Consider the following 15,046-nt stretch of genomic DNA (forward strand, 5'->3'; position numbering starts at 1 on the left):
GGACGGCAATGTGAAGCGGCTTTTACGCGTCTTCTGCGGCTGAAGAAAGAGATTTCTCAGTCGCAGACATCAGCCGTGACAAGCGCCAGCATCACACAAAGCAACAATCCCGCCCTCAATTGGCAGCAAAACAGCGGCGGACGTCAGCCCCAAGGGCCGCGCGGCTTGTCATTGCCACGATCATTCAACCGTCTTCCCCAAGGCCCGCGCTTTGCCTGTCGCCCTTCGGAGGGGCGCAGCGGTTCCGCAGGTGAAGGCTCATTTGATGATCGGTTGGAGCGGCCCCAGGGTCCCCGCGACGGGGCTGGCTGATCGCTACGACCAAACCGCGACTTAGCACGCCGAGCCTCTCGCCCCCACGGACCGACGACAGCGCCGTCGTCGTCAAAGGAAGGCTGCTCAAATTGTGTCGGGGCAGCTGCGTGATAGCTTTTGTTGCCCAAGCCGCCTTGCGCCAGTTTCTGCAACGCGGCAATCCGATTGCCGGTGTCCGGATGGGTCGAAAACAGACCATCCATCTTCTCACCCGATAGCGGATTGATGATAAACATATGGGCGGTCGCCGGATGCTGTTCGGCGGCCGGATTATGCACCCGCTGCACGCCACCGGCGATCTTTTCCAGAGCGGAGGCAAGCCACATCGGCTGCCCGCAAATCTCGGCGCCTGCCCGGTCGGCGGCATATTCCCGTGTCCGCGACACGGCCATCTGCACGATCATAGCCGCCAGCGGCGCAACGATCATCGCCAGCAACACGCCAACAAAGCCCAGCGGATTGTTGTTATTGCGGTTTCCACCAAAGAAAAAAGCAAAGTTCGCCAGCATGGAAATCGCCCCGGCCAGCGTCGCCGTGATGGTCATCGTCAGAATATCACGGTTCTTGATGTGGCCCAGTTCATGTGCCATGACCCCGGCAACTTCCTCATTCGACAGCATCGACAGAAGCCCGCTGGAAGCTGCGACGGCAGCATGCTCGGGATTGCGCCCGGTGGCAAAGGCATTCGGCTGCGGTGTGTCGATGATATAGACCCGAGGCATCGGCAGACCGGCATTTTGCGCCAGTTGTCGCACAATTCCGTAATACTCAGGCGCGCTGCGGGCGTCCACTTCATGCGCATTATGCATACGCAGGACCATCTGGTCCGAATTCCAATAGCTGAAGACATTCATGCCGAGCGCGAAAACAAGCGCAATCATCATGCCCATCTGACCGCCAATAAAGAAGCCGATGGCCATGAACAGTGCCGTCATTGCGGCCAGAAGCATTCCAGTACGCAGGTAATTCATGCTCTTAATCGCCCTGAAGACCTTTTCCAACGTGTGCCGCCTCCCTTATATAGGGGGTGGGTAAGGCAGAAATGGGAATGCCACCAGCTTTCTGCAAGCTGGCGGACTGGCAAGAAAGAACAGGCATGAGCGATCAGAACAACACCCCGACGCCCCCGGCAGCGGACAATTCCAACGAGCGCCCGACCTACAAAGTCGCCACAGATGCGCCATCGCTGGCACCTGAGACCGTGGACGTGCCGCGACGCGCGTTTGAGGACCTGCCCCCCGCTGCCCAGCGCGCCCTTGAGGAAGCCGAAGCCCGGCGTCAGGAAATCGACGCGCGTAAAAGCGCACTTCCCAAGGAAATCAATGGCCGCGACGGTCCCGAGCCAACCCGCTACAACGATTGGGAACACAAAGGCCTGACGTCCGACTTTTAAAGTCGGACACCCAAATTAAGGCGTCACACGAGGAGCCAACAACACTGTCTCTACAGAGCACCTCAGCGACCGGACAGATCCCGCACCTTGGCCGCCACGGCCTGCGCAAGCGGTCCCTGCATCTCAGCGTCCAGATGAATGGCATCCAGCGCACTGCATTCAACATGTTGTGAGGTATCCAGAAACGCGCATCTCGTTGCTGCCGCTAACGCGGCATAGGCGATCCTGAGATCGCCGGAGATCTTCACTGTCGCCTGTGCCACCTGACGCTCGAACTCATTCTCGTAAGGCGACCCGGCGAATGGCCGCACGACCGGTGGCGCCATCAGCAGAATTTGCGGTGCCTGCGTCATTCCCGGTCCTGCATCAACCGTCTGGGCCAATCGGATAAGACGCCCCATACTGCGGGCGATTTCCTGGGCACTCAGGCCAAAACGGGCTTTGAGATCATTCGTACCCAGCATCAACACCAGCAAATCGATCGGGCGATGTGTGGCAAGAACGGTCTCCAGATGCACCAGACCGTTGCGGTTGCCCATGACCGGATCATCAAAAACGGTGGTGCGCCCGTTCAACCCCTCTTCAGTCACATCAAAGCCCGGTCCCAACTGCGACTGAAGCAGCTTCGTCCAGCGAACGGCGCTCGAATAGCGGGAACCATCGGCTGGATTAAAGCCCCAGATCAAAGAATCCCCGAAACACACGATAGAAAAGGGTTCGATAATTTCCGCCATCTTTTCAATACCTTTGCCTGCCACAAGCCCTGTGGGAAAAGTTGAGAGATCCGCCAGCGTGACGACCGGCACACCAAAATTGCCCTGAAAGCCATACGGTTAATCGAGGCTTTACCAAGGTCAGAGTAACCTAGCCGTTAAAATTGCGTAGTAAATGCGTAGGGCATTTTAGATAATGACGAGTACAGCTTATCGGCGTGGGGCCTCCCTGCCGAGTTCCAATCCGTTTCAGCGTTTGTCTGCCCTTTTGGCCGAAATCGAGCCTGGGCAGGATCCGATCGCCATGACCATCGGCGAGCCGCAACACGCGATTCCAGAGTTCACCGCCAGTGTTCTGGCCGAAAATATCGGAGACTTCCGCCGCTATCCACCCATCGGCGGGACACCTGCCTTTCGGGAGGCGGTCGCAAGCTGGCTGGAAAACCGCTACGGTCTGAAGACGCAAATCGACCGCGCCCATGGGGTGCTGCCACTCAATGGATCTCGTGAAGGCTTGTCGTTTGGCGCAATCGCGGCCCGTGATGTGCTCGGCAAGACTGTCGATGTACCAGCCGTGTTGCTGCCCAATCCATTTTATCAGACCTATGCCGCCGCCGCCCACATCGCAGATGCGCAGGCGGTGCTGCTGAACGCCGAAGCCGATGCAGGCTTTCTGCCGGATCTCGACCAGCTCGATGAAACGTTGCTGGACCGCACGATTGCGTTTTACATCGCCTCGCCGACCAACCCGGAAGGCTCGGTGGCGACGCTGGACTATTGGTGCAAACTGATTTCTCTCGCCCGCAAGCATCGCTTCTATATCTTCGCTGATGAATGCTATTCGGAGATCTACCGCGACACCCCACCTGCAGGCATTCTGGAAGCCGCCGAAACCCTCGGCGTCAGCTTTGGTCAGATCATCGTCCTGAATTCCTTGTCGAAACGGTCAAACCTCGCAGGCCTACGCTGTGGATTTGCCGCAGGCGACCCTGTGTTTCTGGCGCGCTGGCTCAATTTCCGCGGTCTCAGCTGCTCCGCAGGTGCCATTGCCCAATCAGGCCGTCGCCGTAGCAGCTTATAGCGACGAAGCACACGTGATCGACAATCGGCGCCTCTACAATACCAAGTTCGAGATCGCCGAACGGCTTCTCTCACCGTTGATGGGCCCCGTTACCCCTGACGCCGGCTTCTTTCTCTGGCTGAACATTGCTCGCTGGGGTGACGCCGTCGCGGTGACTGAACGCCTGTGGCGGGACACAGGCGTCAAGGTTCTACCGGGCAGCTATCTGGCCTCGACACAAGACGATGGCAGCAATCCCGGCGACGCCTATATCCGCGTCGGCCTGTGCGCGCCTGAAGACATCACCGAAACAGCCCTCACACGCCTTAGCAACCTGGTTGGGAGACAATGCATGAGACGCGCAAGTGCGGTTCGTAACAGTCATAGCCGTCCCTCGGTCGATCTGCTGGACACTCAAAGTCCGTTCAAACGCTTCCTCCGGCGCAATCTGATTGCGCTTGGCGGCCTGTGCATCATTGCCGTGGCCGCGGCAGCCGCAGCGAGCCTCGCCACTTGGTCGGTCAATGACCCGAGCCTGAACCATGCCACCTCCGGACCGGCCCACAATGCACTTGGACGTGTTGGTGCGATGACGGCTGACTTGCTGATGCAATCTGTCGGTCTGGCGACAGCGGTGTTTCTGATTCCGGTCGTCTTCTGGGGCTGGACACTGCTGTCAGGCACCCGCACGTTCGTTGAAAGAAAGCGCATCGCCTATTGGGTTCTGGGCACCATTCTGGCTGCTGGCGCACTGGCTTCCATTCCCGTTCCGCAGACCTGGCCCTTGCCGACAGGCCTTGGCGGCTTCATCGGCGACACGGTACATCAGGTGCCGGGCCTTCTGACCAACCATCTGACCCGCGGCGCAGCCGTGATCATCGGCGCGCTGGTACTTGGCGTTCCGGCGCTGCTTCTGCTTGTGGGTGCCAGTGGCGCCATGGCCAAAGCCGCGCCAGCCAGTCCGCCGACCCGCGACGCCTATGACGACGACGAGGAGGATTACGGCGAAACGGTTCAGGATTATATTGACGCTGATGAAGAGACCAACGGCAGTCGTCTGGCAAATTTTGTCAGTTCCAGCATCGGCATGGTCGAGCACATGTCCTTGCTGGGTCTGGCCCTTTTACGCCGTGCAACCGGTCGCACCCGCAAGCATCATGAGGCATGGGACGATGAAGAACCGCAAACCGTCTATGAGCCGGAAGATCCACGGCACGGCGGCGCGCTGCGCGCTTTCCGCAAGACCATCGCCAACCGGCTGATGCCCGAAGCCGAAGACGATGGCCTCGATGTCTTCTATGAAAGACCGACAGCCCAACCAGCCCCCCGCGCTGCCCCTTGGGATCCGGACCATGGTGATGCCGGACTGAACGATTACGAACCCTATGAAGATGCCTTTGAAGGGGCTGAAGCCGGCTACGACGAAGAAGAGGGGGAAGAATTTTCTCCTGATGAGTTGCTGTCCAACAAGGGACCGGTGCGCGAAGCTCCACCGCGCCCTGTCGGCATTGCGGCCCCTGCCTCCCCTCCCCCGCAGGAGGAGGTAGAAGGTGGTCAACGCAAACGCGTCGTGCCGCAGGCACAGGTCATGCCGTCACGCGGACCTGCTGCCCGTGGTGTACCGATGGAACCGCCGGCAGGTGCCCCCGAAACCTATGAGATGCCGCCACTGGATCTCCTCACCGAGGCCAATTCAAAAGACCGCATTCGCGGCCTGACACAAGACGAACTGGAACAGAACGCCCATATTCTGGAAGGTGTTCTGGAAGACTTTGGCGTGCGTGGCGAAATCATCGAAGTGCGCCCCGGCCCTGTTGTCACACTGTATGAGCTGGAACCTGCACCGGGTATCAAGTCATCTCGCGTCATCAACCTTGCTCGACGATGTGGCTCGCTCGATGAGCGCTATCTCTGCCCGCGTCGCGGTGATCCCGGGCAAGAACGCCATTGGCATTGAGTTGCCGAATGCGCAGCGCGAAACCGTGTATCTGCGCGAATTGTTCGACGCACAGGATTTCTCAAAGTCGAAAGCCAAGCTGGCTCTGGCGCTGGGCAAGACAATTAACGGTGAATCCGTTGTCGCCGATCTGGCCCGCATGCCGCATCTGCTCGTCGCTGGAACGACCGGGTCGGGCAAGTCGGTGTCGATCAACACCATGATCCTGTCATTGCTCTACCGGATGTCTCCAAATGACTGCAAACTGATCATGATTGATCCGAAGATGCTCGAACTGTCGATCTATGACGGCATTCCGCATCTTCTCACACCGGTCGTCACCGATCCCAAGAAGGCCGTTGTCGCCCTCAAGTGGACGGTCCGCGAGATGGAAGACCGCTACAAGAAGATGTCCAAGGTCGGTGTCCGTAACATCGATGGCTACAACACTCGCATCAAACAGGCGATGAAAAAGGGGGAGAAATTCACCCGCACCGTGCAGACGGGCTTTGAACCTGAGACCGGCCAGCCGATCTACGAGGAAGAAGAACTGCCGTTGGAAACCATGCCGTATATCGTCGTGGTGGTCGATGAAATGGCCGACCTGATGATGGTCGCGGGCAAGGACATCGAAGGTGCAATCCAGCGTCTGGCACAGATGGCGCGTGCCGCAGGTATCCACCTGATCATGGCAACGCAGCGTCCATCCGTTGATGTGATCACCGGCACGATCAAGGCAAACTTCCCGACCCGTATTTCCTTCCAAGTGACGTCGAAGATCGACAGCCGCACGATCCTGGGCGAAATGGGAGCCGAGCAGCTCCTCGGTATGGGAGACATGCTGTTCATGGCCGGTGGCGGTCGCATTCAGCGTGTTCATGGCCCCTTCGTCTCGGATGAAGAAGTCGAGGACATCGTCTCCCATCTGAAGGATCAAGGCACCCCGCAATATCTGGAAGCGGTGACGCAGGATGAAGATGAAGGCGGTTCCGCTCCTTATGACGGTGGTGGCAGCGCCTCAGGCAGTGGCGATGGTGACGGAAACGAGCTTTATGACAAGGCCGTCAACATCGTACTGCGCGACAAGAAGGCGTCGACCTCTTACATCCAGCGCCGCCTGTCGATCGGCTACAATCGTGCCGCAACCTTGATTGAGCGTATGGAAGATGAAGGCGTCATCAGCGCTGCCAACCATGCGGGAAAACGCGAGGTTCTGGTCCAAAACGGATTGGACGACGACATATAGAGCGTGATGCAAGCCTCGTCGGGGCCGTCATCTTGAGAACAGGTGCGGATTTTTGTCTGACAAAGACAAAAATCCGCACCCCTCTTTGAAATTCAATTATGTTGACACGTGACGGTCGCAAAATGCCTCACACTTGCCACATCCGACACCTAGGTGAAGGATAAGCGTCAGTGACTTGCAGACTGACATTTTTGACTTTCAAGCAGATACAGGATCAGACACCGTGCAGCAGACAGCCCTCGCTTCCATCAAATGCCTGGTTCTGGCGGCGCTTCTTGCCGTTTCTGCCGTGCTTCCTGCCCAGAGCAGCTCTGTCCGCAGATCAGCAAAAAACGCTGGCGGAAGTCAATCAGTACTTCAACAAAGTCAAGACGATGGACGGTGACTTCACCCAGTTCGGTCCGCATGGCAACCAGACCGATGGCAAGTTCTATCTGGCGCGTCCAGGACGTGTTCGGTTTTATTACAATGCCCCCGCACAGCTCGATATCATCGCCGATGGAAAGTCCGTCTCGGTCAAAAACCGCAAGATGAACACGCAGGACATCTGGCCCCTGAGCCAAACACCACTGCGGTTTCTGCTCGCCAGCCACGTCGATCTGACCAAAGATACCAAGGTCACGGACGTCAAGGTTGAGCCGGATCTGGTCACCGTCGTCATCACCGACAAGACAACCTTCAACTCCGGTAAGCTGACCCTTGTCTTCGATGCCAAGGACTATGCACTCAAGCAGTGGACTGTGACCGACCAGCAGGGCCTCGACACAACTGTCGCGATCTACAACGTCAAGGTGAATGGCCCGACCAACCCGAAGCTGTTCAAAATCGACTATCTGGCCAATGCACGCCAGAGGCGCGGATAATCATGGCGCCGGAAGCCGCCGCCCCGACGCGCCCCCCGGGTCCGCTGGTCCAGCGGCTTCTAAGTGCTTTTTGCAAGAAACATGGCCTGAAACTGGTGCTTGATGGCGAGCGCGGCCACGCCGGCTATATTGAAGCGCCCAACGGCAAGCGCTCGTTTTTTGTCGGCACACGCTTCGACCTCAACGGCCAAGGCGCCAGCCAACTAGCCGGGGACAAGGCCTATAGCCTGGAGTTTCTGAAGCGCGACGGCGTGCGTGTCCCGGACACCCGCTTGCTTTACTGGCCAGACTATCTCACAAAGCCCGTTCAACGCGCAGCCTGCCAGCAAGAGGCGCTTGAATTTGTCCGCCAGACCGGCTATCCGGTCTTTCTCAAGCCCAATGATGGCTATGGCGGGCGCGATGTCCATCGTGTCGTGAGCCGGGACGCTCTGATCCAATCGCTCGACGCCCTGTTTGAACGCCACGAAAAACTCCTGATTCAGAAAGCGCTTACAGGACACGAAATTCGGGCCGTCGTTCTGGATGGCAAGGTCGAACTCGCCATCCTGCGCTCCCCTCCCGAAGTGACAGGAGATGGCGTCACCGCCATTCGCGTTCTCATGACGGAGCACGTTCGCCTCGACAGTGCTTCAGGCGACATTGCCCGCACTCTCGCCTCGCAAAAACTGACCCTAGGCAGCATCCCGGACGCGGGTCGTATCATTCGGCTCCTCGACACCAGCAATCTGTCAAAAGGCGGCCACGCCAGCGAACTGGCTCAGCCATTGCCAAAATCTGTCGCCAAATTTGCAATTTCCGTCGCTGAAAAGCTATCCTTACGTCATGCAGGGATTGACTTGGTCATCGACAGTCTTTTCACAGATGATCCTATGGTGACACTTCTGGAAGCAAACTCAGCTCCAGTACCTGTCTGAACTCTATCGCGCAGCGCCTAGGTTGAGGGCAAAAATAGAGACCTTTTACGGCGAATTGTTCAGCCGAATTCTGAATTCAATTTCTTGATCTTATCGCCTCCCTAGCGACGAATTACGCATTTTTGAGGCGAGATGTGGAACCCGATGCGGGTTTCGGCGTTAATCTACCGAATCTCTATGTCATATAGACGAAATGTGGCAACCGGAATCCTGCACGACAACAAGAAAACATGATTTTGCCTTTTTCTGATTTGCTTTTGTCAATGAATGAAATACGCAATATTGATGTATATCTTCTCTACTAGGAGCAATTTTTAAGTCGTTTTGAAGTATTGAAAATGAGATATGTCATCAAATTGAAACGAATGACAGCTTATTGAAAATATGTATTTTGCTCCTAGGGTTTCAATTATCGGCAATCCACGTTAAGAAGCACACATGACAACAAAATTGAACGTAAAACGTGTCTCTAAGCTCTTCAACGATGATCGTGGAGAAGGGCTTAAACGTCTGAAAAACGGCGAGAGCAAAGAACAGATCTTCCGTGAGACGGGAGTGACCGTTGGCGTCAATGACGTCAGCTTCGAAGTCGAAGAAGGCGAGATCTTCGTGATCATGGGCCTCTCCGGCTCTGGGAAATCGACGCTGGTCAGAACCTTGAATGGTCTTATTCCGTCGACATCCGGCGAGATTCTGATCGACAACGATGACGTCGCTTCGATCAGCAAGGATAAACTCCGGGATGTACGGCGCAAGAAGATCACCATGGTCTTCCAACATTTCGCCTTGTTCCCGCATCGGACCGTCGCTGAAAACGTTGCCTTCGGCCTGAAGGTCAAGGGTGTCGGCAAGGAAGAACGTCGCGAAGCAGCCTTGAAGGCATTGGCGAAAGTTGGCCTGGACGCCCATGCGGATGTGTTGCCGAGCTCGCTTTCGGGCGGTATGCAACAGCGCGTCGGACTGGCTCGCGGTCTGGCGACCGATCCCGAGATCCTGCTGATGGATGAGCCCTTCGGTGCACTTGATCCGTTGATCCGCCGCGAAATGCAGGATGAGCTGATCGTCCTTCAACGCGAGTTGAAGAAGACCATCATCTTCATTACGCATGACCTCAACGAGGCTCTGCTGCTTGGCGACCGCATCGCCATCATGAAGGATGGGTCTTTCGTTCAGGTCGGTACGGCACAGGACATCGTCTCCCATCCGGCTGATGATTACGTCCGTGCCTTTGTGGCCGACATCGACCGCAGCCGGGTCTTCACCGCATCCGACATCGCTCAGGATCCGACAAAGGTCACCGAGGATGCAACGGCGGGCGAAGCGCTCGCCGCAATGGATCGGGCTGAAACGGACTTCGTCCATGTGGTGAAGGGCAATGAACTCACCGGTGTCGTCAAGCGCAGTGATGCATTTGCAGCCGGCCCGCAAACGAAGGTGTCCAAGTTCATGTATCCCGAGCCGCCCTCGGTACAGAACGAAGCCTTCATCAACGAAATCTACTCCGAAGCGACCTCGGGCGTTCCGGTTGCCGTGACCAATGACGAAGGCGAACTTGTTGGCGTTGTTTCTCCGGAAGCCATCTTCTCGCACCTCTCCCCGGAAGAGGAAGAGATTCCTAACGACGCATCCGAGTCTTCGGCCGCATCTGACACCAACCCGGCAAAACGATAAAATAGGAGACCGAGTTGATCAGTCCTTCAGATCTTTACATCATTCCGTTCGACGACTGGGTCAATACCTTCGTCCGCGGCTTCCTTGTTCCGAACTTCCGCCCGTTCTTCCGCGCTCTTCAGGTGCCGGTGAATGAAGTGCTGATGTTGCTGGACAACTTCTTCAACTGGGTTCCGATGCTGGTGACGACCTTGGTCTTCACATTCCTGTCCTGGCGCATCGTCGGTCGCACGATGACCATTGTAACCTTCGTCGGGTTCTGTTTCATCGACATGATCGGCCTGTGGGGCGACACCATGACAACCCTGTCGATGATCATAACCTCGGTGTTCTTCTGTTCGATTATCGGAATTCCAGTCGGAATTGCGGTGGCGCGCAGTGACATCGGCTGGAAGATTGTCCGCCCAATCCTTGATGTGATGCAGACTGTCCCAAGCTTTGTGTATCTGGTGCCGATTGTCATGCTCTTTGGTGTCGGTATGGCACCAGGCATCATCGCAACGATCATCTTTGCGTTGCCGCCCATCGTGCGCATGACCAACCTTGGTATCCGCAACGTTCGTGGCGACCTGATCGAGGCCAGTGAAGCATTCGGTGCAACCGGTCGTCAGACACTTCTTGAAGTGCAGTTACCGCTTGCCATCCGCACCATCATGGCTGGTCTGAACCAGACACTCATGCTGGCACTGTCGATGGTCGTCATTGCAGCCTTGATTGGCGCTGGCGGGCTTGGCCTGGTCGTGAACACCGGTCTTGGCCGTCTTGATGTTGGGGGAGCGACAGCAGGCGGTGTCGGCATCGTCATCCTTGCCATCGTGCTTGATCGCCTGACACAGGGTTTGATCGAACCACGTCAGGATCTCATGACGCTGCGTGATGCCTTCAAAACGTTTTTCGCCGGTCAAAAGACCGAAGCGGCGAACAAGGCAGGCTGATCAGCTTGTCTGCGCCGGGCGGTACATCATTGCCCGGCTTCACTATGTTCCGCCCACGAGGGTGGACCTGTCCACACACACGTGAATCGGAGAGACCGTATGGCTCATAAGTTCCGTAAGCTCGCGGCGACCGCAGCATTTGCCCTTGGGGCTTTTGCCGTTGCCACGCTTGGCGCTTCCGCAGCAGACATGCCCGGCAAGGGCAAGACCATCAAAATGGCTCAGGCAACCTGGGACACCGGCTGGTTCCACGCCGAGATCTACAGCGAGTTGTTCCAGAAGCTTGGCTACACCGTCAAAGGCCCGACCACGCTTGATGCACCTGCCTTCTATCAGGCCCTTTCCCAGGGTGATATGGACCTGTGGGTGAATGGTTGGTTCCCGCTGCACGACACCTTCAAGCCTGCCTTCGAGGGGTCGGCTGAAATCGTCGGTGCCGTTGCCAAGGCTGGCGCGCTTCAGGGTTTCCTTGTCGACAAGAAGGCCGTCGAAAAATACCACATCAAGACGTTGAACGATTTCAAGCGTCCTGAAGTCAGAAAAGCTTTTGACCGCAATGGCGATGGCAAGGCTGACCTTGGTTGCTTGTCCTCCAGGCTCGGGGCTGCGAAATCCGCATTTCCAAAATCCTCAAAGCCTACGATCTGAACAAGGACATCAACCCAATCAAGGCCGGTTATTCGGCTTCGATGGCTGATGCGATTGCGTCCTATCAGAACGGCGAACACATTCTGTTCTACACTTGGACTCCGAACTGGACTGTAAACCAGCTCAAGCCGGGCAAGGACGTTGAGTGGATTCAGATCCCGTCCAAGGTCGTCAAGGGCAACTTCAAGGCTCCGCCTGCAGCCAAGAACGTCAAGGATTGCGTTTCCAATCCATGTCGTATGGGCTTCAAGGCCAATGACATTACTCCGGTTGCCAACACCGCATTCCTGAAAAAGAACCCGGCAATCAAGAAGCTGTTGCTGGAAGTGAAGATCCCACTGTCCGACATTTATGCGCAGAATTCTGCCATGAACAAGGGCGACAAGGACATCAAGGGACAGGCTGCTGCCTGGATCAAAAAGCATCAGGATGAAGTCAACAAGTGGCTCTCCGATGCGCGGGCTGCCGCCAAGTAATTGACAACATGAATACGGGCCGTTTCCATGGAGACGGCCCGTATTCTATCTCAAGACAAAGACACTTGTACGCTCGATGCGTGCCAATAAAACCATGATCGCAATGCTTGACCGACGTTCCAAGACAAGAGCGCAGACGACTTTGTGGCGCAGTGCAATCCCATTGCAAGGGATACACGCTGACGGTTTTCGGTTCCCCATCCAGCAGGACCGAAACGGCAAGGACATCCCCTGCAGCAGCCCTCATGGGCAGCGCACGTCCGCGAAACACATGGGCACAGGCCCGTTTCTCCGATGGCTTTAGGCCAGTCTCGCCGGTTGCAGAGAGCGATGTAAGAAAGTTTCGAGGGGTTGATGGAAAGCAAAGACGGACATGCGTATCCGGGCATGCCGACCACTGACCCGAAAGTCGGTGAACCTGATCCCGCGGGACACGCTCACCAATTGGTAGAAGACGGAATTGACATGTCCAACGTCGTTCGCAATCTCGCCGCCGCCATCGGCATCGCAGCCACCTGCATCTGCCTCGCATTGGGCACAGCCAACGCGGCAGAAACGCCGCCCGGCAACGGAAAGGCCGTCAAAATGGTCTTCCCCAACTACAATTCCGGACTGTTTACCGCCGAAATCTATCGTCAGATGATCGAAAAGCTGGGTTACAAGATCGACAAGCCGATCACTTTGGCTGGTTCCGCTTTTTACCTGGCCGTCGCACAGGGCGATGTTGACCTCTGGGTCAACGGCTGGTTCCCGCTCAACAACAACTACAAGCCAGCCATCAAAGGCAAGGCCGAAATCGTCGGCGAAGTGGCCCACAAAGGCGCTGTGCAGGGTTTCATGATCGACAAGGCTGCCGCCGATAAATATCACATCAAGACATTGGCAGACTTCAAACGCCCAGAAGTCGCCAAGGCATTTGATCGCAACGGCGATGGCAAGGCCGATCTCATCGGCTGCCAGATTGGCTGGACATGCGAAAAGACAATCAAGGACCTGATCAAGGGCCTGGGGTTGTCCGATACCTTCAATATCGTTGGCGCCCAGTATGTTGCAGCGTTCGCGCAGGCGGAAGCTGACTATCAGGCAGGCGAACACATTTTGTATTACGCTTGGACCCCGAACTGGACCTCGAACGAACTCAAGGCTGGCAAGGACGTTGTCTGGATTCAAGTGCCGAAGAGCGACAAGATCAAGTTGCCCCGGGCAACGCCTGACGTAAAGGCCTGCGTCTCTGATCCCTGCCGCCTGGGCTTTGAGGCCAACACCATCTCGGCCGTTGCCAACAGCGCCTTCCTCAAAAAGAACCCTGCGGTCCGCAAGCTTCTTGAAGAAGCGCATGTGCCGGTGGCCGACATTAGCCGCCAGAACGCCGAAATGCATGCTGGTGACGATCATGTCGACAAGCATGCGGCCGCTTGGATCAAAGCTCACCAGTCAGAAGTTGACGGCTGGTTGAAAGATGCCCGCGCAGCCGCGGCCAAAAACTAACCCCAAGCAATTGCCCGTGGGCAGGGCCTTTCTGCTCCACGGGCGTTGAAAGAGTAAATCGGCGACGCAGACCTCTTTCACTTCACTGTTCACTTGCTGCCCCCAAAGGACTGCAAGCTGAAGCATAACCAAAGAAGAACAAGAAACTCTCCGCGAGAGAATTCGAAAATAAGATCACCTTCTACAAACTGGAGAAGCATATGACATTCAACATTCGCAAGCTGGGCGCTGTCGCGGCGCTGGTTCTGGGCACCGCAGGGATTGCACAGATGCCGGCCCATGCTGCCGACATGCCAGGCAAGGGCACGACGATCAAGCTGGCGCGCGCTGACTGGGATACGGGCTGGTTCCAGACCGAAATCTACCAGCAGTTGTTCAAGAAGCTTGGCTACACTATCGACGGCCCAACGACGCTGAACGTTCCGTCCTTCTATTCCGCAGTTTCCACCGGCGATGTTGATCTTTGGGTCAACGGCTGGTTCCCGACGCAGGACCCCTTCATCAAGCAGATCAAGGACCAGGCGCAAATCGTTGGCAACAGCATGCCGCACGGTGGGATCATGGGCTTGATGGTCGACAAGGCCGCAGCCGACAAGTACCACATCAAGACGCTGAACGATTTCAAGAAGCCGGAAATCCGCAAAGCGTTTGACCGCAACGGCGACGGCAAAGCCGATCTCGTGAGCTGTCAGCTTGGCTGGAAGTGCGAAGAGCGCATTGCCAACATGGTCAAGAGCCTTGGTCTGAACAAGGATATCAACATCATCCACGCCAAGTACACGGCTGCCTTTGCAGACGCGCTGGCTGCTTATAAGGGTGGCGAACACATCCTGTTCTACGCCTGGACCCCGAACTGGACGTTCCAGGAACTGAAGCCGGGCAAAGACGTTGTCTGGATCGGCCTGCCGAAGAACGACGAGTTCAAGAAGCCTTTCATGGCCAAGGGCATCAAGGGCTGCGTCTCCGACCCTTGCGAGCTTGGCTTCAAGGCATCTGACATTCGCCCGGTTGCCAACAAGGCATTCCTGAAAAAGAACCCAGCCGCCAAGAAGCTTCTCGAAGAAGTTCAGATCCCGGTTGCCGACGTGAACGCTCAGAACTCTGCGATGCACAACGGCAACAAGGACATCAAGAAGCAGGCTACCGACTGGATCAAGAAGAACCATGGACAAGGTCAACGGCTGGTTGGACGACGCACGCAAGGCGGCTTCCTGATCCCAATTTGACTGGATCATGAAAGCTTACATTGAAACGGAAAAGGCCGGGCACATCAGCCCGGCCTTTTTCATATCAAGCAATGGCAAATACGCGCGCCCTCTACCCGTGGCGCAAGCGTCTGATACAGTGCTGACAAGAGGACACGCAGGAGACGGACCATGGCCGAT

General features: G+C 56.6%; 12 protein-coding genes and 1 pseudogene. 11 read left to right on the forward strand and 2 right to left on the reverse strand.

Annotated features, from left to right (window positions below):
- Window positions 1-143: 143 nt before the first annotated feature.
- Window positions 144-1,286 carry a zinc metalloprotease HtpX gene (gene htpX, locus AC0L7U_RS10365; RefSeq protein ID WP_473690465.1) on the reverse strand — a complete coding sequence of 381 codons (1,143 nt, stop codon included), beginning with the start codon at window positions 1,284-1,286 and terminating at the stop codon, window positions 144-146.
- A gap of 215 nt (window positions 1,287-1,501) precedes the next feature.
- On the opposite strand from htpX, the gene AC0L7U_RS10370 reads away from it, so the two are divergent.
- Entirely contained in the window at window positions 1,502-1,708 is a 207-nt protein-coding gene (locus AC0L7U_RS10370; RefSeq protein WP_473695756.1) for a DUF1674 domain-containing protein, read from the forward strand.
- Window positions 1,709-1,770: 62 nt separating this feature from the next.
- On the opposite strand, the gene AC0L7U_RS10375 is transcribed toward AC0L7U_RS10370, so the two are convergent.
- Complete coding sequence (locus AC0L7U_RS10375; protein ID WP_473690467.1) at window positions 1,771-2,514, reverse strand: SGNH/GDSL hydrolase family protein; 744 nt, start codon at window positions 2,512-2,514, stop codon at window positions 1,771-1,773.
- A 103-nt stretch (window positions 2,515-2,617) separates the two neighbouring features.
- Between AC0L7U_RS10375 and AC0L7U_RS10380 the strand changes: the two genes are divergently transcribed.
- The 10 genes and pseudogenes from AC0L7U_RS10380 to proX (AC0L7U_RS10425) all read left to right on the forward strand — a co-directional run bounded on the left by AC0L7U_RS10380 (window position 2,618) and on the right by proX (AC0L7U_RS10425) (window position 14,887).
- The gene (locus AC0L7U_RS10380; RefSeq protein WP_473690469.1) at window positions 2,618-3,502 is read left to right on the forward strand and encodes an aminotransferase class I/II-fold pyridoxal phosphate-dependent enzyme; all 885 of its coding nucleotides are present in this window, start codon (window positions 2,618-2,620) and stop codon (window positions 3,500-3,502) included.
- A gap of 331 nt (window positions 3,503-3,833) precedes the next feature.
- Window positions 3,834-6,663, forward strand: a pseudogene (locus tag AC0L7U_RS10385) (DNA translocase FtsK).
- Window positions 6,664-6,938: 275 nt separating this feature from the next.
- Window positions 6,939-7,526, forward strand: a complete 588-nt coding sequence (locus tag AC0L7U_RS10390) for an outer-membrane lipoprotein carrier protein LolA (RefSeq protein WP_473690471.1) — start codon at window positions 6,939-6,941, stop codon at window positions 7,524-7,526.
- A 2-nt stretch (window positions 7,527-7,528) separates the two neighbouring features.
- Complete coding sequence (locus AC0L7U_RS10395) at window positions 7,529-8,443, forward strand: ATP-binding protein (protein ID WP_473690473.1); 915 nt, start codon at window positions 7,529-7,531, stop codon at window positions 8,441-8,443.
- Between the two features lie 438 nt (window positions 8,444-8,881).
- Entirely contained in the window at window positions 8,882-10,114 is a 1,233-nt protein-coding gene (locus AC0L7U_RS10400) for a quaternary amine ABC transporter ATP-binding protein (RefSeq protein WP_473690475.1), read from the forward strand.
- A 14-nt stretch (window positions 10,115-10,128) separates the two neighbouring features.
- Window positions 10,129-11,049: an ABC transporter permease gene (locus tag AC0L7U_RS10405; RefSeq protein ID WP_473690477.1), complete on the forward strand. Its 921-nt coding sequence runs from the start codon at window positions 10,129-10,131 to the stop codon at window positions 11,047-11,049.
- A 99-nt stretch (window positions 11,050-11,148) separates the two neighbouring features.
- Window positions 11,149-11,697, forward strand: a complete 549-nt coding sequence (locus AC0L7U_RS10410) for a glycine betaine ABC transporter substrate-binding protein (RefSeq protein ID WP_473690479.1) — start codon at window positions 11,149-11,151, stop codon at window positions 11,695-11,697.
- Complete coding sequence (locus tag AC0L7U_RS10415; RefSeq protein WP_473690481.1) at window positions 11,631-12,173, forward strand: glycine betaine ABC transporter substrate-binding protein; 543 nt, start codon at window positions 11,631-11,633, stop codon at window positions 12,171-12,173. Before AC0L7U_RS10410 ends, AC0L7U_RS10415 begins: the two co-directional genes overlap by 67 nt.
- 354 nt (window positions 12,174-12,527) lie before the next feature.
- Window positions 12,528-13,661 (forward strand): glycine betaine/L-proline ABC transporter substrate-binding protein ProX, encoded by a 1,134-nt coding sequence (gene proX, locus AC0L7U_RS10420; protein ID WP_473690483.1) that lies wholly within the window; start codon window positions 12,528-12,530, stop codon window positions 13,659-13,661.
- Between the two features lie 200 nt (window positions 13,662-13,861).
- Window positions 13,862-14,887 carry a glycine betaine/L-proline ABC transporter substrate-binding protein ProX gene (gene proX / locus AC0L7U_RS10425; RefSeq protein WP_473690484.1) on the forward strand — a complete coding sequence of 342 codons (1,026 nt, stop codon included), beginning with the start codon at window positions 13,862-13,864 and terminating at the stop codon, window positions 14,885-14,887.
- Window positions 14,888-15,046: the final 159 nt, after the last annotated feature.

Source organism: Roseibium sp. 10G30-5 (assembly GCF_055809635.1).

Excerpts from the sequence above, each read along its gene's own strand:
- htpX (WP_473690465.1), bottom strand. The coding sequence starts at position 1,286 with ATGAATTACCTGCGTACTGGAATGCTTCTGGCCGCAATGACGGCACTG.
- AC0L7U_RS10380 (WP_473690469.1), top strand. The coding sequence starts at position 2,618 with ATGACGAGTACAGCTTATCGGCGTGGGGCCTCCCTGCCGAGTTCCAAT.
- AC0L7U_RS10395 (WP_473690473.1), top strand. The coding sequence starts at position 7,529 with ATGGCGCCGGAAGCCGCCGCCCCGACGCGCCCCCCGGGTCCGCTGGTC.
- AC0L7U_RS10400 (WP_473690475.1), top strand. The coding sequence starts at position 8,882 with ATGACAACAAAATTGAACGTAAAACGTGTCTCTAAGCTCTTCAACGAT.
- AC0L7U_RS10410 (WP_473690479.1), top strand. The coding sequence starts at position 11,149 with ATGGCTCATAAGTTCCGTAAGCTCGCGGCGACCGCAGCATTTGCCCTT.
- proX (WP_473690483.1), top strand. The coding sequence starts at position 12,528 with ATGGAAAGCAAAGACGGACATGCGTATCCGGGCATGCCGACCACTGAC.
- proX (WP_473690484.1), top strand. The coding sequence starts at position 13,862 with ATGACATTCAACATTCGCAAGCTGGGCGCTGTCGCGGCGCTGGTTCTG.